Genomic DNA, 23,477 nt, shown 5'->3' with positions numbered 1-23,477 from the left:
CTACAACATGCTGATCTTCTACAGCTCGCTGTCGACGATCCCGCACTCCCTGTACGAGGCGGCCTCGATCGACGGCGCCTCGGAGTGGCAGATCGTCAAGTCGATCAAGCTGCCGGAGTTGAAGGGCTCTTTGGCGATCACGGTGATCTTCTCGATCATCGGCTCGTTCCAGCTGTTCAACGAGCCCAGCATTTTGCAGAACATGGTGCCGGGCAACGCGATCACGACGTATTACACGCCGAACATGTACGCGTACAACCTGAGCTTCAGCGGCAACCAGAGCAATTATGCCGCCGCCTTGGCCATCGTCATGGCCGTGATCACGATGGCCATCGCATACATCGTGCAGCTCAAGAGCATGAAGGAGCAGATGAAGTAACATGAGTGCCGCAACAATGACTTCGGAATCCACTCGCCTCACCGAGGCGCAGCTCAAGGCACAGGAGAAGGCCGCCAAGGCCGCCGAGAAGGCGCGTCAGAAGCGCATCGCCGCCGATGAGAAGGCCGAGCGCAAACGCGCCGCCAAGACAGGCTTCTCCAACCCGGCGAATCCTACCCGTTCCATCGCGTTGACCGTGGTATGCGCGATCTTTGCCGTGTACTGCCTGTTCCCGTTCGTATATCTCATGATCAACGCCACCAAGACGCAGTCCGACTTCACGAGTACGTTCGGCCTGGGCTTCGGCAAGAGCTTCGCCCTGTGGGACAACATCGTCACGGTGTTCACCTATCAGGACGGCATCTTTGGCCGTTGGCTCATCAACACGATCCTGTACGTGGTGGTTGGCGCCGGCGGCGCCACCCTGCTGGCGATCATGGGCGGCTACGCCTTGGCCAAGTTCCGCTTCCCGGGGCGCAAGGTGTGCTTCGCCATCATCATCGGAGCCATCTCCGTGCCGGGCATCGCGCTGGCCGTCCCGCAGTTCCTCCTGTTCGCCAAGCTCAACCTGACCAACACGCCATGGTCCATGATCATCCCATCCTTGGTGTCCACGTTCGGGCTCTATCTGATGTGGATCTTCTCGGATCAGGCGGTGCCGGATGAGCTTCTGGAGGCCGCTCGTGTGGATGGTGCCGGCGAGTTCCGCACCTTCTTCCAGATCTCGCTGCCGCTGCTGGCTCCTGGCATTGTGACGACCGCATTGTTCGCGATCGTGGCGACGTGGAACAACTACTTCCTGCCGTTGATCATGTTGAAGGACTCGAACTGGTATCCGCTGACCATCGGCCTGAACCAGTGGAAGGACCAGGCCAGCACGGCCGGCGGCCAGGCGATCCAGAACCTGGTGATCACCGGCTCGCTGATCACCATCATCCCCCTGGTCATCGCGTTCCTCATGCTCCAGAAGTACTGGCAGTCCGGCCTCGCCGCCGGCGCAGTCAAGGAATAAGGTAAGCGCATCACACAGCCGGCCCCCTCCCCGAAATCGTTACGTACATTCGCATAATAGGGGGCCGGCATTGATACATACACAAGGAAAGCATCCATGGCAACACGCAGATCGAACAAGTGGCCGTCACTGCTCACGAACAATGGGCGCGGCATCGCTTTCGGCGGCGACTACAATCCCGATCAATGGCCGGAAGCCGTAGTCGATGAGGACATTCGGCTCATGTGCCAGGCGCACGTCAACACCGTGGCCCTTGCCATCTTCAGCTGGGACAAGATCGAACCGAGAGAGGGCGCATTCACATTCGAATGGCTTGACCGCGTCATCGACAAGCTCGGCAAGGCCGGCATCGCCGTCGATCTCGCCACCGCCACAGCCTCCGCGCCGATGTGGCTGTACATCAAGCATCCGGAGGTGTTGCCCATCGACAAATACGGGCATACCGTCAACCCCGGTTCGCGTCAATCATGGCAGCCTACCAGCCCGGTGTTCAAAGCATACGCGCTCACCTTGTGCTGCAAGCTTGCCGAGCACTACAGGGACAACCCGTACGTCACCGCATGGCATGTGGGCAACGAATATGGCTGGAATAACCGCTACGACTACTCGGACAACGCACTTGACGCGTTCCGCACATGGTGCAGGGCGCGATATGGCGACATCGATGCGTTGAACGAAGCATGGGGCACTGCGTTCTGGTCCCAGCACGTCAACGATTGGGACGAAGTGCTGCTGCCGCGCCACATGGGCGGCGATGCGATGGTGAACCCCGCACAGCAGCTCGACTATGAGCGGTTCGGCAACGACATGTTGCTCGATTTCTATAAGGCCGAGCGTGACGCCATCGCCGAGATATGCCCGGATAAGCCGTTCACCACGAACTTCATGGTCTCCACCGACCAGTGCACGATGGATTACGCCCAATGGGCCGACGAAGTGGACTTCGTCTCCAACGACCATTACTTCCACGAGGGCGAATCCCATCTGGATGAACTGCTCTGCTCGGATGCGTTGATGGATTCGCTCGCCCTCGGCAAACCATGGTATGTGATGGAGCATTCCACATCCGCAGTGCAATGGAAGCCGCTCAACACGCGCAAGCGCCACGGCGAACTCATGCGTGACGCATTGGCTCATGTGGCCATGGGCGCGGACGCCATCAATTTCTTCCAATGGCGGCAATCCGCATCCGGAGCCGAAGCATTCCACTCGGCCATGCTGCCGCACGCCGGTGCCGACTCGACAATCTACCGAGATGTCTGCAAACTCGGGGAAGCCTTGCATGCGCTTGGCGAAGCGGGCATGCAAGGCAGTGAACTCGAACGTTCGGATACGGCCATCCTGTTCAGCGCCGAATCCGAATGGGCCACGCGCAGCCAGACCCTGCCCAGTATGAAACTCGATCATTGGCATGACGTGCGCGACTGGTATCGGGGGCTTCTGGACGCCGGCCGACGTGCGGACATCGTGCCGCTGGCATACGACTGGAGCGGATACCAGACGGTCATCCTGCCTACGGTACTGATTCTGTCCGATCGGGATGTGCGTCGTCTTGCCGATTTCGCGCGCAAGGGTGGCAGTGTCATCATCGGCTACGCCACGGGGCTGATCGACGAGCACTTCCACGTCGGTCTCGGCGGCTACCCAGGTGCCGGACATGGACTGTTGCGCGAAATGCTCGGCGTGCGCAGCGAGGAATTCAACATCCTCGGAAGCGAAGCGGAGGGCGAGCCTTTCGAGATCCGACTGTGCGATGGCTCAGTGAGCAGGCTTTGGCAGAACGTAGTGACCGGTCTTGCCGAAGGCACCAAGGTGATCGCCGAATATGTCGGTGCCGAAGCAGCCGAGTGGGAGCTTGCCGATGTGCCTGCCATCACCCGCCATCCATACGGGGAGGGGGCGGCGCTGTATGTCGGTTGCGATTTGGACCGCAGCGGCATCGCGTCATTGATGCGCGCGCTGTACTCCGCAACCGTTGTCGATCAGCGTATCATCCATACGATTCGCCGTTCGGTCGACGGCAATGCGGTCTTCGACTGCTACCTCAACCGGGACAGGCAACCGGTACATGTGCAGAACGTTATGGGCGACCCCATTGTCGCCCATCGTTGCAAGCCCGGCGCGCGCGCACATGAATATGTGATGGACCGCAATTCGGTGCTGATCGTGAAGCGGGTAGAATGACGACGTACTCCACTCCATGCCGATGATGTAAAAGGAGATATGCCGTGAGCGAGCATCCTGGGACAAGACGACGCGTCACTTTGCGCGATGTGGCCGAAGCGGCTGGGGTCTCGCTCAAAACCGCATCGAACGTGATCAATGGGTCCGGGCGCATGAGCAAAGACACCCGTACCAAAGTGGAATCGGTCATCAAGGAGCTCGGTTATCAGGTCAACGTGGCCGCTCGCAACCTGAGCCGCAACCACACCGGTTTCATCACGCTCGCGGTGCCCTCGCTCACTCCGCCGTATCTGGCCGAACTTGCCAACCGCACCATCGATGCGGCTCGCCAACATGATTATTCCGTCTACGTCACGACTTATGCGGAAGGCTCCGCCAAGGGTGCGCGCGATCTGCTGAGGAAATTCAACTCCACTGTCTCAGATGGCATGATCCTGTCCATGAGCGAGGTGGAGAACATCAGCAAGGAGGATCTGGAGGTTGGTTTTCCGCTTGTGGTGGTCGGCGCACGCACCACATGGGGCGTCGCCGACCATGTGACGCCGGATGATGTGGACGCGGCGGCTCAGGCAGCGGGTTACCTGTATGCACATGGGTCAAGCAGGCTGGCGGTCATCGGTGCCCGTGGCGACTATGATGAAGCCGCCTTGCTTCAATCGGTCGAAGGCAATGCGCAGTTGCGTTTGCGTGGCGTGATCGAGGAGGCGCATCGTCGAGGATGCGCCATCGATCCGAGGCTGGTGGGCACCACCGATCAGGATTGGACCATCGGTGCCGGGGCGTGCGTCACGCAGCGGCTGATTGATTCTGGCGTGCCGTTCGATGGGGTGGTGGCGTTGAACGACCAACTGGCCATCGGTGCCCTGACGGCATTGCGGATTTCCGGGTATGCGGTGCCCGAGCAGGTGCAGGTGATCGGCTTCGACAACATCGAGGAGGCCGCGTATCTGCAGATTCCGCTGACCACGATGGACTCCCGGCTGGAGTGGACCGCGCCGACTGCGGTGGAACGCATCCTGGCGCGCATTCGGGGAGAAAACGTCATGCCGGAAAAGCTGACCTGCTCATCTCAAGTCATTGTGCGCGCCTCCACGCGCCGGTGAATCGTCGGTCACAGGGCGCCGAAGCCCACCGCGTGCTTGGTGTCCGAACCGATGATGGCATAGCCGAGCGCGCCCGCGGGAACGATGATGCGGCGGCCCTTGTCGTCGGTCAGATCGATGGTGGTGCCATCCGAGACGGATTGCGCGATAGTCTTGCTGACCTCATCCGCGGACTGTTCGGTGCTGAAGTTGACCGGACGGGCCACATTCTGAATGCCCAGTTCGATATCCATGATGCTCCTTGATGATTGGGATACTCGTTAATCTAAACCTATTGTGCCGTATCCGGAATGGACGGACACGCGGATTCGCACGTTTACGCCTTCGGCGTGGAGACCTGATGGCTGACGATGGTGTTGCCGTTCTGGTCATACCCTTCCAGACCGGCTCTGGCATCGCGCAGCGCCCGCTCCTCTCGCTCCAGCAGCGGAATCACCGTGGTCTCCGCCGCGTAGGAGGCCTGGGGCTCGTGCTCACCGGTGTCGTCGTCATCCTCCTCGATGGCAGCCGACGTATTTCCGTTGTCGGCGGCCTTGACGGATGATGCCGCTGCCTGCCGCTCCTCCTGCTCATGCATGTCGATGAGCTCTCTGAGCGTAATGGTGGATGCCGAGGATGGCTGTGCGTTGGGCGTCGGCTGAGGCTTGGTCGAGCCTGTGGCGGTCACCGGTCGGTTCGCCGTCTGATCGTCATTGTCCGTTGCGTGCTTGTCCGTGACGCTTCTGTCGGCGGCAGCGACCTTCGGCGTGACGTCGATGCTGCCGGCCGCGATGATATCCGCGCTTCCTGTACGGTCGGGGTCGTTCGTATCATCGGGATTCTGCGCAACATGATGCTGTGCGTCGGGATTCCGTACAGCGTTGTTGGCCGCGTTCGCAGTGCGTTGGGCCTGCCGCGCGGCATCCTGCTGCCCGTCATTGTTCAACAAGGTGCCCACCGTGATGGTGGAAGGGTTATGGGATGACTTGCCGGTGGCTTTTGCCGCGGATGGCGTAGTGGCCGTGGATCGGCTGATGACCCCGAGCTGATGGGCGAGACGCTCCACTTGGGCCTTGAACTGGATGATGCGGTCGTTGTCCGCGCGGTTCAGCGCCTGGATGAACTCGCCGACCTGTTCCATCTGCAGCCACAGATTGGCGCGGAGCATGATGAGGTCATCGAGTCGCGCGCCCATCATGCGGCCGTATGCGGAAAGCACGGCATTGCGATGGGACTCATCAAGTTTGCCGAAAATCCACGCCAGATCGCGGGCGGGATCATTGACCTGCATATCCTGCCAATTGGTGATTGCGGCGATGGTGGATCCGGAGAACAGCATATCGCCATCGGAGAAGCCACCGTGCACCGTGCAGGTGGAAAACGACCATAGTCCCTCGGTTTCGATGACTTGCGCCCAGCTGTTGGTGATCTCCTGCGGCACATGGCCCGCTGCGCGCAGTCGTCTGATCCAGGCGATGAGTTGGGCACGAATCTGACCGGTGGTGAATACCGGATACTTGGCGGCTTTCAGGAATGCGGGAGGCAGGCGGTGGATGGCTCCCAATGCCGTGCCTACCGAAGCGCAGTCGTCCAGCGTCAGCAGATCGAGCGAGCGCGCCTGTCCTTCATTGTGGGTGGCGATCATCACCGCCGTCTGGCCGGTCGGGCCTGGTTTGGTTTTCGGTTTCGGCGCGGCAGCGACCGCTGCCTGATCCAGGGCTTGGGCGGTCGAGGTGGCGCCCGGCTGCGGTACTTTGCCCGGAGCGAATGCAATCACATGGTCCAGATTGAACCCGAGGCCACCGGGCTCCCGCGCTGCAAACAACGTCTGCGCGGCCTGCACACGGCGTGTCAGACGCGTGCGACCTTCCTTGGTGTCGGTGGCGTACACGTCATACAGTTTGCCCGAGGCGTCCTGTATGACTGCCTGATCGATGCCTTTGGCCAGATCAGTCGCGCTCTGCTGAGCGGTCTGACGAACTCCTGCAACGGCCAGATTCGGCAGGACGGCTGAGGCCAATGCCGCCAACATGTAATTGCTTCGTCTCATCACCCTTCCACACTAATACATGTCTGGTGTTTCAGTGGTGCGGCACGGGGCGAAAAGTCCGTGAATCGGACGTCTGCGGCCATGAGATGCCATGCGTCCGCTTTCTTGAAGGGGTCGATGAAGGAATCGACGAAAGCAATGACGAGGGGATTGACGAAGGGATTGACGTGCCACAATGGAGATATGGAACATGCGCAGCGGATTCTTGAAGGACTTGACGAGCGGCAACGTACGGCGGCCACAACGCTCAACGGTCCAGTGCGCATCATCGCCGGGGCGGGCGCAGGCAAGACGCGAACCGTCACCCGTCGTATCGCCTATGCCTGCGCCACAGGAGCGTGGCGGCCCGAAAGGACGCTTGCTGTCACGTTCTCGGTAAAGGCGGCGGCGGAAATGCGTGCCCGTCTGCATCAGCTGGGGCTCGCCGGCGCATCGGCCCATGGCGGACGACCGGGATCACCGGATGCGGCAGGCGTGACGGCTGCGACCTTCCATTCCGCCGCACTGCATCAGCTCAACAGTGTGTGGGCCGACGTGTGCGAGGCACCGTTCCCGCATCTGATTGAGGACCAGCGTGATGTGGCATCACGCGCCATCACGCGGGTGACGGCCAACGCGGACACCGATCCCATCACCGTCAGGGATGTTCTGGCTGAAATCAACTGGGCGAAGGTGTCCTTGGTCGCTCCCGAGGATTACGGGCGCGTGAGCGTCGCGGCGAAACGCATGCCTCCGGCCGGGCTGTCCCCTCAACGGTTCGTCGACATCTATGCCGCCTATGAGCGGGAGAAGACCTCTAGGGGGGAGATCGATTTCGACGATATCCTGCTGCTGGTATGCCATATCATGGACGATTTTCCGGAAGCGGCGGCACAGATCCGATCCACCATCGGATGGCTGACTGTCGATGAGTATCAGGATGTGTCGCCATTGCAGCATCGGCTCATGATGCTGTGGCTCGGCGGCGGGGGAGCTGAGGGGAAGGCCGCGCTGAACCGGAATGTGTGCGTCGTCGGTGATCCGGCACAGACCATCTACTCGTTCGCCGGGGCCTCAAGCTGGGATCTGCTTCGTTTCTCCGATGAATTCGGGCCGCTTGCCGCGGACGTCGATCTCAACACGGATTATCGTTCGACGCCCGAAGTCGTGTCCTTGGCCAATGCGGTGCTTGCCGCGGCGCCAAATCGTCAGGACTATCTGAGACTCGTGTCCGCTCGTGATTCAGGCGCCAAAGTGTCGAGGACCGCCTACGACACCGATCTTGAGGAAGCACAGGGGGTGGCGGCGCGTATCGACCGGCTGGTGCGCAACGGGGCCAAGCCATCGGATTGCGCGATTCTGACGCGCATCAATGCGCAACAGCCGGTGTTCGGCGCCGCCCTCCGTCAATACGGTCTGCGGTTCCGGGTCCGCAAGGATTCGGGATGGCAGACCTCGGCGCTGTCCACTGATGCGGCATCGCGTCAGGCCTTGCTGGAGGCTATGGGGCTGGATGGTGCCGGAGACGTGGCCAAGGATGATCCAGGGGTCACCATCTCCACCATTCACGCGGCCAAAGGTCTGGAATTCGACCACGTGTTCCTTGTCGGATGTTCGGAAGGGCTGCTGCCATATGGTGCGCCCGATTGGGGCGAGCTGCTGGAGGAGGAGCGTCGTTTGATGTACGTCGCCATCACGCGCGCCCAGGATTCGCTGCATCTGTCATTTGCGAGGACCAAGGACGGATACGGCGCCCAACAGCGCCGCCCGTCCCGGTTCCTCTAGCGCCGAAGCCGCAATCGCCTGACCGGTATCGATTGCAGCTTGTCAGCTACTTGGTGCCGTTGGTGCCGCTGGTAGTACCGTCTGTTTGGTCCGTGCCGTCCGTATGGTCGGTGTTGTCGTTGTTTCCGCCCTTATCACCGTCCTCATCGAGCAGTTTCGACAGCTCGGCATCCCAGTCGATATCTGCTGATTTGCCCTCGGCGGCTGGATGACCGGCAGATGAGGCCTGTGACGCGCCGGTGCCGGAACCAGCGCCGGCGCCATCGTCCTGCCGGCCGGCACCCTGTTCGGCGGGCAGCGTCGGCAGCAGATCGGGATGCGACCATTTGGCGTCGCGGCCTTCGGGGCCTTCGGCTGCAGTGATCATCTCCCACAATCCCGCTGCTTCGCGCATGCGCTTCGGACGCAGCTGCATGCCGAGCAGACTCTCGAAGGTGCGTTCGGCGGGGCCTCCCATGGCGCGTTCGCGACGCATCATCTCACGCAGCTGCTCGATATGCGGTAGATGCGCCATGCCGGCGCGCCACACGACGCAGTCCACCCAGCCTTCGACCATCGCCAGCAGCGATTCCAGCGAAGCCAGTGCCTCGCGTTGCTCCGGGGTGTCGGGAATGCCGACTTTGGTGAGGTTCACAGCCCCAGAGATCGACTCCGGATCCATCGACGTGGCGTCGCGCAGCTGCTCCTCCATGGCATCCAGATCGATGGAAATGCCACGGGCGTATTTGCCGATCAGCGCCTCAAACCGGGGCATCAGCCATGGTACTGAGGCGTACAGCCGGGCATGTGCCATCTCCTGCAGGGCAAGGAAGGACAGCACTTCGGATTCCGGAATGTGTTCGGTCATGTTGAAATCGGCGAATGCCGCCGCAAACTGGGCGTCGAGATCGTCGGCGTCTGATGCGTCATCTCCGCTGCCGGCCTCTGATGGTGTCTGCGGGCCGGCATCCGAATCGGTGTTGGTGTCAGAATTGTGAGATTGCGCTGAGGTGAAGCCAGCCGGATAGTGGGAGTCTGCGTCATTCGACCCATCACCCGCAGTGTCCTGCTGGATTGGATCCTGCTGAGCCTGGCCGTTCAGCATGGCCGCATACTCGGTGGCGTTCTGTGCGATCAGACCGCCGGCCGGATTCTGCAACAGGGCGATGCCCTGATCGAAACTGCCATGCACCTCATGGCTGAGATTGCCTGCAGCATGTCCGAGCTGCATGGCGAACGAGGTGTTGCCCAAGAGTTTCATCAGCTGAGCCGGGTCCTTCATGCCATCAGGAATCGGAATGGGGACAGGACCGGCGAACATGCCGGCGATTTCCCCGGTGCCGTCGCCGAACATGCCGCCCAGACGCTCCGAGATAACCGAAGCCAGCGCGTCGTTCATCGACTCGGCCACCGGGGAGGCGAACTTAGCCCACTGGTCGATGGTGCCTTCCACCCATCCGGCGCGGGTCAGCACATCCGGCTCTCCCGGGGCTGGATTGAATTCGCATGCGGTGTCTAGCCACAGGTTGGCCTCGCTCATCGCACGACGTGCGGCCTCGCCGTCCACGGCAGACACGCTGGACTCGGAGCCCGAGGCATTGGCCTGCTGCAATGCGATGGACTTGGCGAGCTTCACATTGATGGGCCCTTCCTCCACCGTGCGCTGCATGTCGGACATGGTGTTGAGCCCGCCCGCGCTGAACGCGGCCATCATCTGCTGCACTTCGGAGGGGTCTGGCAGGCGGCTGGGATCCTGGCTCATCAATTGTTCCCGTATCTCCTCCGGCAGCTGACTGATCTGCTGCCATGCCATCTCACCTTGGATAGGGCCGAAGCATTTGATCAACCATTCGTGAATCGCGTTGTCGTCCATGCGTGTCCTTCTGTTGCTGCGGCATACGTCTCGCACACCCCGAGATTGGATTACCTCAAGTGTAGGCGGTGCCCGCGCCCGTTCGCCTGAGGCGAGCGGATGCCGGGCATCCCGGTGACGGTTTGCGGCGCCGGAGTGGTGCGGCCCGTTGTCCGCGCTGCCGCCCATTGCCTACACTGTTGCTTATGTTTGCACGATGGTTCGCACGATTCAGGTCGTATGTCGCCGGCCGTTCGCCAAGGTATTTCACGGGTGCCGTGGCGGTGGCGCTCGCTGTGGTGGTGTTGCTGCTGCCCAGCCCCTACGTTATCGAGATGCCCGGTCCAACCCAGGATGTGCTGGGCAAGGTAGATGAGGGCGATGTGATTGATGTCTCCGGCGAAGGTGTGGCGACGTACAAGGATTCAGGCAAGTTGCTCCTGGTCACGGTGAGCGCGTCGGGTGTGCCCGGGTATCCGATCGTCAACGCGCAGGCGGTTTGGGGATGGGCGAATCCACATGTGGAGGTCATGCCCCGTGAGGCGGTGGTCCCGGTCGGACAGACCGCAGACGAATACCAGCAGGAGGTCGATGCCGATATGTCCGGTTCGCAGGACACGGCCGGAGAAGTGGGGATCGCATATGCGAAAAACCACGCAAGCGAGCTGGGAATCGACGTATCCGCGCTGGACAAGGTCAGCGTGACCATGCATGTCGACAAAATCGGCGGTCCTTCGGCCGGCATGATGTATGCCTTGGGTCTCATCGACAAGCTCACGGCAGCGGAGGAAAGCGGCGGACACGTCATCGCCGGCACCGGCACGATCGACTCTAAAGGCAAGGTCGGCAGAATCGGCGGCGTTCGTCTGAAGATGCTCGCCGCCAAACGCGATGGCGCCACATGGTTCCTTACGCCGTCCGGCAACTGCGACGAGGCCGTAGGGCATGTGCCGCAAGGGGTGCGGGACGTCAAGGTCGCAACCTTGGATGAGGCGTACCAAGCTTTGGTAGCCATCGGGCAAGGTAGGGGTGACAGTCTGCCGCATTGCTCGGCATAATCGCAAACATGGTCACTGAGCGAGATGTTTCGGTGAAATTAACGCGTTTGTTCCCCGAGACTTGCTAATGTTGCCTCTGTGAATCAAACGGCATCACAGAACGCTGAAGAATTTGGATTTAAGCCTGGAGACATCGTCCAGGAGTGGCTCTGGGACGACGACGTGGATGATTCCATCCGCGCCAAGATCGAAGAGCGTACTGGCGAGGAACTCGTGGATGAGGATTACAATTCCTCCGTGGATGGCGTCATTCTGTGGTGGCGCGATGGCGATGACGAAGACGAGCTGTCCGACACCATCGTCGACGCATGCGCCGTGCTCGATGACGATGGTCCGCTGTGGGTGCTGACTCCCAAGCCGGGGCGCCCCGGTGCCGCAAGCTCCTCCACTGTGCAGTCCGCGGCGCAGACTGCAGGCATGAATGCAGCCACCCCGCTTACCGTCAGCAAGGATTGGAACGGCATCCGACTGCGCGCCTTCGGCAAAGGACGCTGACCGATGGTCTCGGGCTTAGTGGCCCGTCACGTCATTGTCTGAGTGGTGCTTGCCCATTACCCCCCTCTGATGGACGTTGCCGTGAAGCAGACAGCGGAGCTGTTTGTAGGCAACGTGCGAGCCGGCAGGCGAGCCAGTTGGATGCCGCGCGTAGCACGTCCGTAATTGCAGGACGGGCTGTCAGCGAAGCTGACTGGGGGAGAGATGGAAGCCGGATCCCTCGGTTATTGGTGAGACGGACCACTAGGTTTGGTGCCGAACGGGTGAATCGATTGCATGGATCATCCGTATCCTCGGCCGATTGCCTGGCTGATCCGTCCTGATACCTGAACATGGCCTTGAACATGGGTTCAGAGACGGATTCTCGTGTCTCTGAAGAGCGGTTCAGCCGTTTTCGGGCTTCAGGGACTGGTTTTCGTGTCCTGGAAATGCGATTCTGCCGTTTTCGCACTTCCGGGACGGGTTTCGTGTGCCTGCGCCTGTGACGTGTGTGCGGCGGGGGTTGGGAATCCTTGGAATTCCGCCATTCCTTCCGGGCGGCGATCGACGTGGCGCGGGAGGATCCGTCCCCGGAACGACGAAACGGGCCGAATTAGGCTTCCGGGACGGGTTTTCGTGTCCCTGAAGTGCGATTCAGCAGTTTTCAGGCTTTCCGGGACGGATTCGGTGCGTTTGCGCCGTTCCTATGCGGCAAATTGGTGTATGGGATGCCGCCGTGAGCGCGTATCGTATGCCATGCGTATGTTCCGTGTGCCATGGTAGTGCGATTCGAGCCGTTTGGGGCTCGCGTGACGGACCGGCCTTGTTCTCTTCTCATGCGCGGATCAGATGATCCTTGGAATTCCGCCATTCTTGTTTGCGGTACGGGTGATGAATCATCGCGGATCATCGTGGATGCCGCCGCGCCAGCGCGATATCGCATTATTTGCGGCGCTGTGGCACAAGGTGCAGCACAAGCACCCGCTATGTCGTCTCACTTAACGTGCGTTGAGTGTCCGTCAAGTACGTTGAGTGAGAAAAGACCTGGAGAGAAGTGTGGGGCGTCGAACCGCGAAAGCGCCTGTCGGCGCAAGGGCCGCTCTCGGCGGCAAAAAATGGAGCCCGGGGCTTAAGCACGGCCCGACGCGGGTATCAGTACAGCGTGCGGTATCACCCGCCGCTTGCTGGCAAAAGATGATTCATGATGTGCCTTGCGCGAAGTGGCTGATACCGATTGTCGCCCGATGAGTCCCCAGTCTGCCCTTGCGAGATTGTTGAATCCCTCAATTGTTTACGAGACAGACCACTAGAGGATCACCTGAAAAACCAAGTTCACGATATTCCGGTGCCGGGATAGCGGAAGCGGGCGTGCCGCAATCACTGCGGCACGCCGGTAGACATCGGGGTTGACACGCTGTGCCGGTAATGCGCTATTGTGGACAGTTGCGGGCAATTAGCTCAGTTGGTTAGAGCGCCACCTTTACACGGTGGATGTCGGGGGTTCGAGTCCCTCATTGCCCACCTTGTCGAAAATGCATTAAAAGCCGCTTCCGCCTTATGGGAGTAGGGCTGAGCGGCTTTTCTGTTTTCACTGGATATCACGCGAAATCACTGGTGTAATGTCTCGGGGCCTAAATGACGCATGTGTCGGAGCATGGTTGACGGCATGTCCTGGGGTATGGTTGACACATGCGTCGTGTCGATGTCATGCGGCTGCCGGTTTGTCTCTTGGCCCGAGCGGGTAGTCGCGTGTGATGTCAAGCGGCTGGTCTGTTTTGTTTCAATGTTTGTTCAGCAGGGTTTGGCAGTGTTTTTCCGCAGTGCCAAGGTGGTACCGGTCATGTTCAGACTTCGGCGAGCGGGCGGATGTCTCCAAGGGTGCTGGGGTCGAAGGTCAGGAGGTCGTAGTCGGTCTGGAGGTTCGCCCAGAAGTCGGGCGTGGTGCCGAGCGCCTTGCCGAGACGCCACGCCATGGGGGTGGAGATGCGGCGCTTGCCATTGACGATCTCGCCGATGGCGGTCTCGCTCACGCCGATGCTCTTGGCGAGCCGGTATCGGCTGATGCCGAGCGGCTGGAGGAACTCCTCGTCGAGGATTTCGCCGGGGGTGCTGTAGTAGTCATTTGTGGTAGTCGTCGAAGTAGACATCGGTGGCCTCCTTGTTGTCGTCGTCCCATTGGAACACGAGACGCCATTGCTGGTTGACGCGAATACTCCAGTCGCCCTTCAGGGGTTCGAGCCGGTTGCCGGGCGGCACTTTGAGGTCGTGCAGCTCGCGGGATGCCTTGAGTATCTGGAGCTTCCGCATGAGGGCGCGCTCGAGTCCCGCCGGATACTTCTTGGGGTAGCGGCCACCGTAGAGGAAGTCGTTGAGCTCCCCGTCTCTCGTTCTCACACAACGATACTAACACGGTGCGTTAGTATCGTCAAGTGGTGGCAGTGGATACCGTGACGCGACCTTAAGTATGCGTGACCCATTCCTATGACATTTTCAGGCTCAATGGGCAGTGGGACTTTTTCGTTGGATGCTTTGTGGCGGGTGCTTCCCATTGCTGGTTTCTGCGTCCGGCGGTCGGGGCGGCGATAATCGCCAGCTTGTTGCTGCGTGATTGTGAGACGCCGTTTGCCTGCCTGCGATTTGGCGGCCGGGGTTCGAGTCCCTCATTGCCCACCTTTTGTGTCGATTCCGTCCGCCTTCATCACTGAGTCGTAACGCTCACGTACAGTTGTGAGCAGAGTGTTTTATTCAGCAGGAGGTTGATCTGGCGATGGCGAAGAAACTTCGTGAAGGGGATGGCAAAGCCGGAATCGCACGTGCGGGCAAGCGCAAGCTGGGATACGACACCGCACAGGTGGATGCTTTCCTGGAACGCGCCCACACCTTGTATGACAGCGAAGGCATCAACCTTACGCAGCAGGACATTCAATCCGTCTCCTTTGAATTGGCCAAGGATGGATATGTCATCAGCCAAGTCGACGCGGCGCTGCACCGTCTTGAACAGGCCGTGGTCGATAAGCAGACTGCTTGGGAGATTGGGCAGCAGGGTCGTGTGGCATGGAAGGCGCAGACGGAAAAGCTGTATCAGAAGGTCGCATCCCATGTGGAGCGCGCCCCACGGGAGCGATTCAAGCCAGGTGCTCCCAAGCAACCGTCCTATGACAAGAAACAGGTCGACCGCATTGCCGATCAGGTGGTGGACAAGGCAGCCGCAGCTCTTGGCGTCGATGGCGTCACCCAGAACGATGTCAAAGGTCTTGCCGACCTGAATGCCGATGCCGTGAACAATGTCATTTTCACGCAGCGCAAGGGCAAAAAAGGATACGATGAACGTCAGGTCGATTACTTCCTCAATGTGTGCGTCCAACTGCTGAGCAGGATCGAATCCTACGCGCGCATCAGCGATTATGTCGCCAACGGCGGTGCTTCGGCAAACCAGTCGACAGGTGCCTCCCATGAAGCCTCCGGTCAGGTGACCCCGCTTATTGCGAATGACGCACAGCGGTCCACGGTTGCCGCGCCTCAGGCGGCTGCGGCCGTGACGGGGGAGTCGTTTGACGCGCTTCGTCAGGCCGAACAGAATCTGTTCCCTGCTCCCGCAACAGCCCAGGCCGAGGGACAGACGGGCGCATCCGGCTCAGCGCCCTCCGCTTATACGCCGAAGACCGTCAATCAGGTGCCGGTCACCCCGAGTGCATCTGCTGTGCCGGTTCAGGCACCTTTGTCAGCGCAGTCGGTTGTTCAGTCCCCGACTGTGCAGCCCACGGCTGTATCGTCCCCGTCGATTCAGCGGTATCGTCAGGCGTTGCCGGTGCCGTCCCCGTCTCCTGACGCACCTGCGGTCGTCCCGACAACCGTGCGCCATGACTCTGCGGAATTGGCAAATCAGGTTCCTCCGTCCTTTGCGCCGGAGCCCAAGCCCGCTGCAACCGTCGTCGAACCTGCTGCTCAGGCTGGCTCACAGCCCATGAACAGGAATCTGACAGACAGCAACCCTTCGCTCGCCGCATTGGCGCACATGGCCGAGGTCTCCCAGGAGCTGCCCGCTGTGGATGCCTCTTCGTTCACGCCGAAGATGCCCAGCCTCAATACTCCGAGCGCATTGAAACTGAGCACTGAGCCCGCAGCGAATGTCGCGAACGCCGTGAATACGTTCACGCCGGCCGAACAGCCGGCGCCACAGGCGCAATCGGCTGCGGCATCACACGCGGCATCACCTGTGGCTCCTGCCGTGCAGCCGGCGACTCCGGCACCGTCTGCTATGCCGGTGTCCTTCGCTCCCGCCGTCAAGCCTGAGCGCAATACCGGGTCCGTTGCGGTGCCGGTCGTCGCACAGTTCGCAGCACAGTCCGCTCCACAGAGCGCTCCTGCAACGCATGTCGGAACCCAGTCTCCGGTGGAACCACAATCACCAACCGGCCAGCCCGCATCCGAGCTGCCGGCTGCGGAGAAGCCGGACAATCAACACGAGACGAAATACAGCACGTTATTCCCATTGATCCCGAACTTTGACGATGATCTGGGAGTCTCCATCCCCGATTTGTCATTCCCCACTCTGAACGACGACGATACTAAGAAGGAACAGTGAGCGAGGTCTCCATTCGCAGCGTCGTGCTTCTGGGATCCACTGGATCCATAGGCACGCAAGGTCTAGATGTCATTGCACGCCACCCGGAACGTTTCACCGTTACCGGTCTGGCTGCCGGCGGAGCTCATGTGGAACTGCTCGCCCGTCAGGCCGCGCAATTCCATGTTCCCGAAGTCGCGGTTTTCGACGCGTCCAAGGTCAAGGAACTCGAAGAGGCGCTGGTTCAGGCCGGTGCCAAGGGCACGCATGTGAGCGGTGGCTCGGATGCGGTCATCGCACTTGCCGCCTCAGGTGCCGATGTGGTGCTGAACGGCATCACCGGTTCCATCGGATTGGAACCATCCATCGCGGCGCTTCATGCCGGTTCCCAGTTGGCATTGGCCAATAAGGAATCAGTGGTTGCAGGCGGTCATCTGCTGTTCGGCGCCCAAGTGCGCGAGGCACAGATCAACCCGGTGGATTCCGAACATTCCGCCATCTGGCAGTCACTGCGTTCCGGGACCCATGCCGAAGTGTCCAAGCTGGTGGTCACGGCCTCCGGCGGACCATTCCGCGGCTGGAAGCGCGCCGACATGGAGCACATCACTCCTGAACAGGCGCTGCATCACCCCACATGGAATATGGGGCCGGTGGTGACAATCAACTCCTCGACGCTGATGAACAAGGGGCTTGAGGTCATTGAGGCCTCACGTCTGTTCGACATTGCGCCCGACCGCATCGAAGTGACTGTCCATCCGCAATCCATCGTGCACTCGATGGTGGAATTCAGCGATGGCGCCACCATCGGTCAGGCCTCGCCGCCCGATATGCGTCTGCCCATCGCACTGGGCCTGTCCGCGCCCGACCGCATGGACAACGTGGCCGTGGCATGCGACTGGACGAAAGCCGCCACTTGGACGTTTGAGCCATTGGACAATGAGGCGTTCCCTGCGGTGCAGCTTGCCCGCCACTGCCTGTCCGCGTCGGAAAAGCATACGGCTGTCCTGAACGCCGCCAACGAACAAGCGGTGCACGCCTTCCTTGACCATCGCCTCCCGTACCTGGGCATTGTGGACACGGTCAAGGCCGTACTCGACGAGATGGATGCGGAACTCCGCGGTAACCCGCTGTTCAACGACGTGGAGGAAATGAACCAACTCGAGTGCGAGGCGCGCCGCCGGGCGGACGACCTGATAAACAGGCAATAGCGTACGAGGGGCTGAAAGAGCTCATAGCCTATAGCTGCATGTCTGAGGAGAGACCTGTTGAACACGGAAATCCCTGTTGCCAAACCATTTCGCAAGACCGGCGACCCGGTTGCGTTGACCAGTGAGTCGCCGTTGCATCCACGACGCAAATCCCGTCGCATCATGGTCGGTCCGGTACCGGTCGGTGGGGGTGCGCCCATTTCGGTGCAGTCGATGACCAATACGCTCACGGCGAATGTGGGCGCCACCTTGCAGCAGATCGCCGAACTGACCGCAGCGGGATGCGACATCGTCCGAGTGGCGGTGCCAAGTCAGGACGATGCCGACGCATTGCCGGAAATCTGCCGGAAATCCCCCATTCCGGTCATCGCCGACATCCATTTCCAGTCGAAGTACGTGTTCCAGGCCATCGACGCCGGATGTGCGGCGGTGCGTGTGAACCCCGGCAACATCCGCAAATTCGACGAAGTCGGCCCCTCCATATGCAAGGCGGCGACCGACGCCGGTATCTCGCTGCGCATCGGTGTGAACGCCGGATCGCTCGACAAGGCTCTGTACGCCAAATACGGCGGCCCGACCCCCGAGGCGTTGGTCGCCTCCGCGCTCAAGGAAGCGCACATGTTCGAGGATGTCGGTTTCCATGATTTCAAGATTTCCGTCAAACACCATGATGTGATCACGATGGTGGAGACCTATCGTCTCCTGGCATCCAAAGGCGACTGGCCGCTGCACCTCGGTGTCACCGAGGCGGGCCCCGCTTGGCAGGGCACCATCAAATCGTGTCTGGCGTTCGGCGCCTTGCTGGCTGAAGGCATAGGAGATACGATTCGAGTCTCCCTCTCCGCGCCTCCGGTCGAGGAAGTCAAGGTCGGCTGCAAACTGCTGGAATACATGGGATTGCGCCCGCGCAAGTTCGACATCATCTCGTGCCCGAGCTGCGGACGTGCCCAGGTTGATGTGATTCAGCTTGCCTCCGCGGTCACCGAAGGTCTGAAGGACATCACTGCGCCGATTCGCGTGGCCGTCATGGGCTGCATCGTCAACGGTCCTGGCGAGGCTCGTGAAGCCGACCTCGGTGTGGCGTCCGGCAACGGCAAAGGACAGATCTTCATCAAGGGCAAGGTCATCAAGACCGTGCCGGAAGACCAGATCGTGGATACGTTGCTGACCATCGCCAACGACATCGCCGCACAGATGGAAGCCGAAGGCAAGGTGCCGGCCAATGCCACAGGTCCTGTGGTGGTGCCCATCCAGCATCCCGGCCACTGAGCCGAAACAACGCTACTGGTCTGTCTCGTAATTGTTTGAGTGGTGTTGGCCCCTCTGATGGGACGTTGCCATGTCACTGGGCTGCGGGACTGAAGTCGCACATGGTTCGGCTCTTCCTCAGCGGAGAGCCGAAATATCGTCATCTGATTACAATGGCTTCACATGCCGCAATCGCAGGAGCATGACGAACACCGGGTGACCGTCCCATACCGGCCGTGGGGCTTGGGCCGACGCATGTCGGTGAGCCTGCCCATTTTCATCATGCTCATCGGCATCCTCGTATCGATCTCGAATATCACCACAGTGCCGTGGAACATCGAGCCCACCGGACAATCCATGGCAGCGCTCACCGACGACACCGATGTGGTCTTCGACAATCCCCAGGGGCGGACGCTGCCATCCAAGGGAAGTTATGAAGTCTCCGAACGACAGGTAGTGCTGAATATAGCGCGTGACGGTTCGCTCGTCCAGGAACAAGGCGAACGAAACAAGGCGAACGCCGACGGTGTGCAGGCGGTCACCGTACGCATTCGCGAGCCGAAGGACAGCGGAGGCATACATCCGGGCGTGGTGTTCATGCATGGCGCCGGTTATGGCACGGCAGACAATTCCTTCGGCGATGTCGCCTCGGACATGGCGTCGGCAGGGTTCGTGACTGCCGTGCTCGACAAGCCGGTATGGGATACGACGGACATCAATCGCGATTATCCCGCTTCCGCGCGTGCCTATGATCAGGTCGTCAAATATGTTCGCGCGATGGACAATGTGGACGACAATCAGGTCGGCATATACGCCACCTCGGAATCCACGTGGATATCTTCGTATTTGCTGGCCGATGATCCGGACATCGCATTCCAGATCCTATTGAGTCCGATGGTGTTCTCACCGCGTCAATCACTGGGCTTCTTCATTACCCAGGATTTCACTTTGGTTGGCGCCAATGACGGATACCAGTCCATCGTGCAACGACTGTTCAGCGCGGATGCCTCACTGTTCGGCCTGACCAATCTCGATCTGCCGACGCTCAACCCCACGGCATACTCCGTACCCACGTATGTGGCATACGGTTCGAAGGACGTCATGACAGCCCAAGTGGAGGGAGTGAGGGCCATCCTCTACAACGCGCATCAGGCTGGCAACTGGAATGTCACCGTGCGCAGCTATCCAGTGGCCAACCATGTGCTTCGATTGGGGGATGAATCCGAGGAAGGCACGCCATTCGCCGATGCCTATGTCGATGATCTCATCGATTGGGCGGTTGGTACCACCAGCGGATTGAAACAGACCAGTGAGCCGGTGGCCGGTATCGACCTCTACCAATCCATCGGACTGCCCACAGGACTGAAAGCGCGGACGGCGGGAACCATATACGGCGTCATATTGCATGCCACCATGCTGATGCTGTTGCTTGCCTCGGCGATTCTTGCATGCGTAGCCATGATTCGGCAGCTGACGGTTGATGCGCGATGGCGCAGACAACGGCGTGATGCCAAACGTCAGGGGATTGCGGTTCCTCCCAAACCCCGTGTGCTGGGGTTCGCGCACGGTTTCGGCAGCGCGTTACTGAGTCTGACGCTGACGACACTCGCCGCGCTGTTGATCTTCTTCGCCGGTCTGGGACAGGTCATCATGGGAGTGGTCAAGCTGGCTTGGGGCGGCGCTCCCACGGAAACGCCAGGAGTCATGTATTGGAGCTGGCCTGTGATCCAAGTGGTCTCCATCGTGGTGCTGTGGGCATGGTCCCGCGTGTTCATGCGACTCATTGAAGTGGCATGGCACCGTGGGCTGATTCAATGGCCGCCGCGCAAGGAGGCGATGAAAGGTATCATCACCGGCACCGAACCGGTACTCGCCTCCACGCGATTCGGGCGCGTGCTGTTCTGGCTGGTCACGTTCACCATGCTGCACGTGCTGTTGTTCTTCGCCTTCTGGGGGCTGTTCATCTACTGATGCCGGCCCGGTACCCTGCTCGGCTTCGTCATGGGGGTTTCGTCATGGGGGGCTTCGCGTTGGCGCATATGCAAGCGTCGATTCGCCATTCGCTATGATGAGGGAGGCTGGCAGGTTGAGGATGGAGGCTGACGGGCATGGCGTTGTACCGGGATGAAGGCGTGATTCTGCGTACCGCCAAACTCGGTGAGGCAGATCGCATCATCACGATACTGACGCGGGGGCACGGCAAGATTCGTGCTGTTGCAAAAGGGGTGCGCCGCACCAAATCGCGATTCGGCGCGCGACTTGAACCGTTTATGCGAGCCGATCTGCTCATTGCTGAGGGACGGTCCCTTGACGTGGTATCGCAAGCTGACTCCGTGGCGGCCTATGGCACGGCCATCGTCACTGATTACGAATCGTATGAGGCGGCGAATGTCATTGTGGAAACCGTCGACAAACTCATCGGCACCGAGCATGAACGTAGGGCTGAACAGTATCAGCTGCTGATTGGCGCATTGAACGCGCTGGCCAAACATGCGCACGCGCCTCGCGCCATCAGCGGTTCCTATGTGATGCGTGCGTTGGCTCTGGCTGGGTGGGAGCCCCGGCTCAACACATGTGTGGTGTGCGGCAAGTCGGATTGTGCGTATCTGTCCATAGCCTCCGGCGGTGTGATGTGCGAGGTCGACCACACTACGGACGCCCGACGCATCCCGCCACGTGCGCTACGGGAGTTCCGGGCGCTCATCCAGGGCGATTGGACGGTGCTGGATGCGGGCCCGTTGGAGCGTGTCACGCATGAGTTGGTTGAAGATTGGGCGGAGTATTACCTTGAGCGCCCGATTCGTTCGCTGCGCTTGATAGATTCATGAGTATGGCTTTTGAGAACGTTGATTACACGTCATTGGACATTCCCGCCGCGCCATTCAGCGACCCGTCCCGCATCCCCGATTTCCCTAAGGACAAGGTGCCCCGTCATGTGGGGGTGATCATGGACGGCAATGGCCGCTGGGCCAAGCAGCGCGGCATGATCCGCACCAACGGCCATCAGGCTGCGGAGCCGGTGGTGTTCGACACCATTGCCGGTGCGATCGAGGCGGGTGTGAGGTATCTGAGCCTGTACACGTTCTCGACCGAGAACTGGAAGCGCAGTCCGCAGGAGGTGCGTTTCCTCATGGGATTCTCGCGTGAGATAATCCACCGCCGCGTGGCGCAGATGGACGATTGGGGCGTGCGCGTGCGCTGGTCCGGACGCCGCCCGAAGCTGTGGAAGTCGGTCATCGACGAGCTTGAGGTCGCGATGGAGCGCACGAAGAACAACAAGGTCATCGATGTGGTGTTCTGCATCAACTATGGCGGCCGTGCCGAAATCGCCGACGCCTGTGCGGCGATCGCACGCGAGGTGCGCGATGGCAAGATTTCCGGCGACCGTGTGACTGAGAAGATGATTGCCGACCATCTGTACAATCCGGACATTCCCGATTGCGACTTGGTGATCCGTACTTCCGGCGAACAGCGCACCTCCAACTTCCTGCCGTGGGAGGCCGCCTACGCCGAGCTCGACTTCGTGCCCGAACTCTTCCCGGACTGCGGCCGTGACGTGCTATGGCGCTCCATCGACCATTACATCCACCGCGATCGCCGATTCGGCGGTGTGAAATAGTCCTTGTTAGGCCCCCTCTGACGGGCTGAGCCGTAAAGCAAACGCCCGGTGGACTGTTTGTAGGCGAAGGCGAGACGAGAGTCGAGCCAGAAGAATGCGAGCGGCAGCTTGTCCGTAATTGCGGTCGAGCTGCCCGTGTAGCGGACTGAGGGGAGTTACCGGCACACCTCAGCCATCCTCTCTACAAACTCATCCAAAAAACGTCCCGAATCCACACCAAGTGCCACATGCACATGCGGCATGGAATGATTCACCAGCCCAACCGGGTCTCCGGTGGTCCGGCCTCGTACTCCATTGAAATCACCGGTATTGGTCTCCGCGCGCAACGCAAGATCAAAACAATCGACCAGTGAAGAATCAAGTGCAACCGCCGCCGCCAACGGATCATGCAACGGCATGCCGCCAGAGAACAGTGCGGGGTCGGCTTCCAAATTTGCCTTGATGGAAAAGTCCGCGAGATCAGCCAAGAACCGCCCGCGCTTGGTCCCCGTCGCACGCCACCGGTCGGCCGCCGATTGCGGTAGCAAACACTGGTGAGTCACATCAAGTCCCACCATTGTGATGTCTGCGCCGGAATGAAATACACGATTCGCGGCCTCAGGGTCTTGGATGATATTCGTCTCAGCTACCGCATCCCAACAATTACCGGGTTGGGTAAGCGTACCGCCCATCATCACCAGCCTGAGTTTCGATGCAATATCCGGTGCTCGAGTAATAGCCGCATCCACATCCGTCAACGGCCCGGTAGCCAGCACGGTAACGTCTCGGCCAAACTCGCGAACCTGCTCAATCAGATACTCAATCCCATCCGCAGCATCAACGGAGCACCTCCTTTTGCCCCCGCTGGCGAGAGCTGTCGGCATAGCCGACTGGGGATGGTCCACCGACTGAGAGCGGTTCACACGAGAACAAGCACCCAACGCCGGATGAGCATGAACATCCCCCGCCAAATACCCGCCAACAGAAACAACCTCATCGGGCACATCCACAGACATATCATCACC

19 protein-coding genes and 1 tRNA gene are annotated in these 23,477 nt (G+C 60.4%); 14 read left to right on the top strand and 6 right to left on the bottom strand.

Annotation, left to right across the window (positions count from 1 at the left end; genetic code table 11):
- From BW09_RS10140 to BW09_RS10125, 4 genes are all read left to right on the top strand, one after another.
- A partial coding sequence (locus BW09_RS10140) for a carbohydrate ABC transporter permease (RefSeq protein ID WP_140464071.1) occupies positions 1-379 on the top strand: 379 nt, incomplete at its 5' end.
- Position 380: 1 nt separating this feature from the next.
- Complete coding sequence (locus tag BW09_RS10135) at positions 381-1,391, top strand: carbohydrate ABC transporter permease (RefSeq protein ID WP_044090019.1); 1,011 nt, start codon at positions 381-383, stop codon at positions 1,389-1,391.
- 96 nt (positions 1,392-1,487) lie between these two features.
- Complete coding sequence (locus BW09_RS10130; RefSeq protein WP_044090018.1) at positions 1,488-3,575, top strand: beta-galactosidase; 2,088 nt, start codon at positions 1,488-1,490, stop codon at positions 3,573-3,575.
- A 44-nt stretch (positions 3,576-3,619) separates the two neighbouring features.
- Positions 3,620-4,678 (top strand): LacI family DNA-binding transcriptional regulator, encoded by a 1,059-nt coding sequence (locus tag BW09_RS10125; RefSeq protein ID WP_140464069.1) that lies wholly within the window; start codon positions 3,620-3,622, stop codon positions 4,676-4,678.
- 8 nt (positions 4,679-4,686) lie between these two features.
- Here BW09_RS10125 and BW09_RS10120 read toward each other — a convergent pair whose 3' ends face one another.
- A complete protein-coding gene (locus tag BW09_RS10120) occupies positions 4,687-4,911 on the bottom strand; it encodes a DUF3107 domain-containing protein (protein ID WP_044090016.1) in 225 nt (74 codons plus the stop codon).
- Positions 4,912-4,994: 83 nt separating this feature from the next.
- On the bottom strand, positions 4,995-6,707 hold the full coding sequence (locus BW09_RS10115; protein ID WP_140464067.1) for a phosphotransferase: 1,713 nt from the start codon (positions 6,705-6,707) through the stop codon (positions 4,995-4,997).
- Positions 6,708-6,890: 183 nt separating this feature from the next.
- On the opposite strand from BW09_RS10115, the gene BW09_RS10110 reads away from it, so the two are divergent.
- Positions 6,891-8,471 (top strand): ATP-dependent helicase, encoded by a 1,581-nt coding sequence (locus tag BW09_RS10110; protein WP_044090013.1) that lies wholly within the window; start codon positions 6,891-6,893, stop codon positions 8,469-8,471.
- 46 nt (positions 8,472-8,517) lie between these two features.
- Here the strand turns inward: BW09_RS10110 and BW09_RS10105 are convergent, their stop codons facing one another.
- Positions 8,518-10,323 (bottom strand): zinc-dependent metalloprotease, encoded by a 1,806-nt coding sequence (locus BW09_RS10105; protein WP_044090011.1) that lies wholly within the window; start codon positions 10,321-10,323, stop codon positions 8,518-8,520.
- A gap of 185 nt (positions 10,324-10,508) precedes the next feature.
- On the opposite strand from BW09_RS10105, the gene BW09_RS10100 reads away from it, so the two are divergent.
- The 3 genes from BW09_RS10100 (at position 10,509) to BW09_RS10090 (ending at position 13,355) form a co-directional block, all read left to right on the top strand.
- Complete coding sequence (locus BW09_RS10100; protein WP_044090010.1) at positions 10,509-11,360, top strand: S16 family serine protease; 852 nt, start codon at positions 10,509-10,511, stop codon at positions 11,358-11,360.
- Positions 11,361-11,438: 78 nt separating this feature from the next.
- Positions 11,439-11,855 (top strand): DUF3052 domain-containing protein, encoded by a 417-nt coding sequence (locus tag BW09_RS10095; protein ID WP_044090009.1) that lies wholly within the window; start codon positions 11,439-11,441, stop codon positions 11,853-11,855.
- Between the two features lie 1,426 nt (positions 11,856-13,281).
- A tRNA-Val gene (locus BW09_RS10090) sits at positions 13,282-13,355 on the top strand.
- A 323-nt stretch (positions 13,356-13,678) separates the two neighbouring features.
- Here the strand turns inward: BW09_RS10090 and BW09_RS10085 are convergent.
- On the bottom strand, positions 13,679-13,981 hold the full coding sequence (locus BW09_RS10085; protein ID WP_044090008.1) for a HigA family addiction module antitoxin: 303 nt from the start codon (positions 13,979-13,981) through the stop codon (positions 13,679-13,681).
- A complete protein-coding gene (locus BW09_RS10080; protein ID WP_044090007.1) occupies positions 13,953-14,228 on the bottom strand; it encodes a type II toxin-antitoxin system RelE/ParE family toxin in 276 nt (91 codons plus the stop codon). The genes BW09_RS10085 and BW09_RS10080 overlap by 29 nt, the downstream gene beginning before the upstream one ends.
- A gap of 373 nt (positions 14,229-14,601) precedes the next feature.
- Here BW09_RS10080 and BW09_RS10075 point away from each other — a divergent pair, with 373 nt between their 5' ends.
- The 6 genes from BW09_RS10075 (at position 14,602) to BW09_RS10050 (ending at position 22,473) form a co-directional block, all read left to right on the top strand.
- Entirely contained in the window at positions 14,602-16,419 is a 1,818-nt protein-coding gene (locus BW09_RS10075; protein WP_140464065.1) for a DivIVA domain-containing protein, read from the top strand.
- The gene (gene dxr, locus BW09_RS10070; protein ID WP_140464063.1) at positions 16,416-17,606 is read left to right on the top strand and encodes a 1-deoxy-D-xylulose-5-phosphate reductoisomerase; all 1,191 of its coding nucleotides are present in this window, start codon (positions 16,416-16,418) and stop codon (positions 17,604-17,606) included. Before BW09_RS10075 ends, dxr begins: the two co-directional genes overlap by 4 nt.
- 57 nt (positions 17,607-17,663) lie before the next feature.
- A complete protein-coding gene (ispG, locus tag BW09_RS10065) occupies positions 17,664-18,875 on the top strand; it encodes a flavodoxin-dependent (E)-4-hydroxy-3-methylbut-2-enyl-diphosphate synthase (protein WP_140464061.1) in 1,212 nt (403 codons plus the stop codon).
- 234 nt (positions 18,876-19,109) lie between these two features.
- Positions 19,110-20,825, top strand: a complete 1,716-nt coding sequence (locus BW09_RS10060; protein ID WP_375137582.1) for an alpha/beta hydrolase family protein — start codon at positions 19,110-19,112, stop codon at positions 20,823-20,825.
- 137 nt (positions 20,826-20,962) lie between these two features.
- Positions 20,963-21,682, top strand: a complete 720-nt coding sequence (recO, locus tag BW09_RS10055; protein WP_044090002.1) for a DNA repair protein RecO — start codon at positions 20,963-20,965, stop codon at positions 21,680-21,682.
- Positions 21,683-21,684: 2 nt separating this feature from the next.
- Positions 21,685-22,473: an isoprenyl transferase gene (locus BW09_RS10050; protein ID WP_044090001.1), complete on the top strand. Its 789-nt coding sequence runs from the start codon at positions 21,685-21,687 to the stop codon at positions 22,471-22,473.
- Positions 22,474-22,628: 155 nt separating this feature from the next.
- Here BW09_RS10050 and BW09_RS10045 read toward each other — a convergent pair.
- On the bottom strand, positions 22,629-23,477 hold an 849-nt coding region (locus BW09_RS10045; RefSeq protein WP_140464900.1), incomplete at its 5' end, for a nucleoside hydrolase.

The sequence above is a fragment of the Bifidobacterium sp. UTCIF-1 genome (genome assembly GCF_006408915.1).
GTDB classification, from domain to species: domain Bacteria; phylum Actinomycetota; class Actinomycetes; order Actinomycetales; family Bifidobacteriaceae; genus Bifidobacterium; species Bifidobacterium reuteri.
Note: the sequence above shows the minus strand (reverse complement) of the source record. Positions and strands in the feature narration are given on the sequence as shown.

Excerpts from the sequence above, each read along its gene's own strand:
- BW09_RS10050 (WP_044090001.1), top strand. The coding sequence starts at position 21,685 with ATGGCTTTTGAGAACGTTGATTACACGTCATTGGACATTCCCGCCGCG.
- BW09_RS10060 (WP_375137582.1), top strand. The coding sequence starts at position 19,110 with ATGTCGGTGAGCCTGCCCATTTTCATCATGCTCATCGGCATCCTCGTA.
- recO (WP_044090002.1), top strand. The coding sequence starts at position 20,963 with ATGGCGTTGTACCGGGATGAAGGCGTGATTCTGCGTACCGCCAAACTC.
- BW09_RS10130 (WP_044090018.1), top strand. The coding sequence starts at position 1,488 with ATGGCAACACGCAGATCGAACAAGTGGCCGTCACTGCTCACGAACAAT.
- BW09_RS10115 (WP_140464067.1), bottom strand. The coding sequence starts at position 6,707 with ATGAGACGAAGCAATTACATGTTGGCGGCATTGGCCTCAGCCGTCCTG.
- BW09_RS10135 (WP_044090019.1), top strand. The coding sequence starts at position 381 with ATGAGTGCCGCAACAATGACTTCGGAATCCACTCGCCTCACCGAGGCG.
- BW09_RS10105 (WP_044090011.1), bottom strand. The coding sequence starts at position 10,323 with ATGGACGACAACGCGATTCACGAATGGTTGATCAAATGCTTCGGCCCT.
- BW09_RS10110 (WP_044090013.1), top strand. The coding sequence starts at position 6,891 with ATGGAACATGCGCAGCGGATTCTTGAAGGACTTGACGAGCGGCAACGT.
- BW09_RS10075 (WP_140464065.1), top strand. The coding sequence starts at position 14,602 with ATGGCGAAGAAACTTCGTGAAGGGGATGGCAAAGCCGGAATCGCACGT.
- BW09_RS10085 (WP_044090008.1), bottom strand. The coding sequence starts at position 13,981 with ATGTCTACTTCGACGACTACCACAAATGACTACTACAGCACCCCCGGC.
- BW09_RS10120 (WP_044090016.1), bottom strand. The coding sequence starts at position 4,911 with ATGGATATCGAACTGGGCATTCAGAATGTGGCCCGTCCGGTCAACTTC.
- BW09_RS10100 (WP_044090010.1), top strand. The coding sequence starts at position 10,509 with ATGTTTGCACGATGGTTCGCACGATTCAGGTCGTATGTCGCCGGCCGT.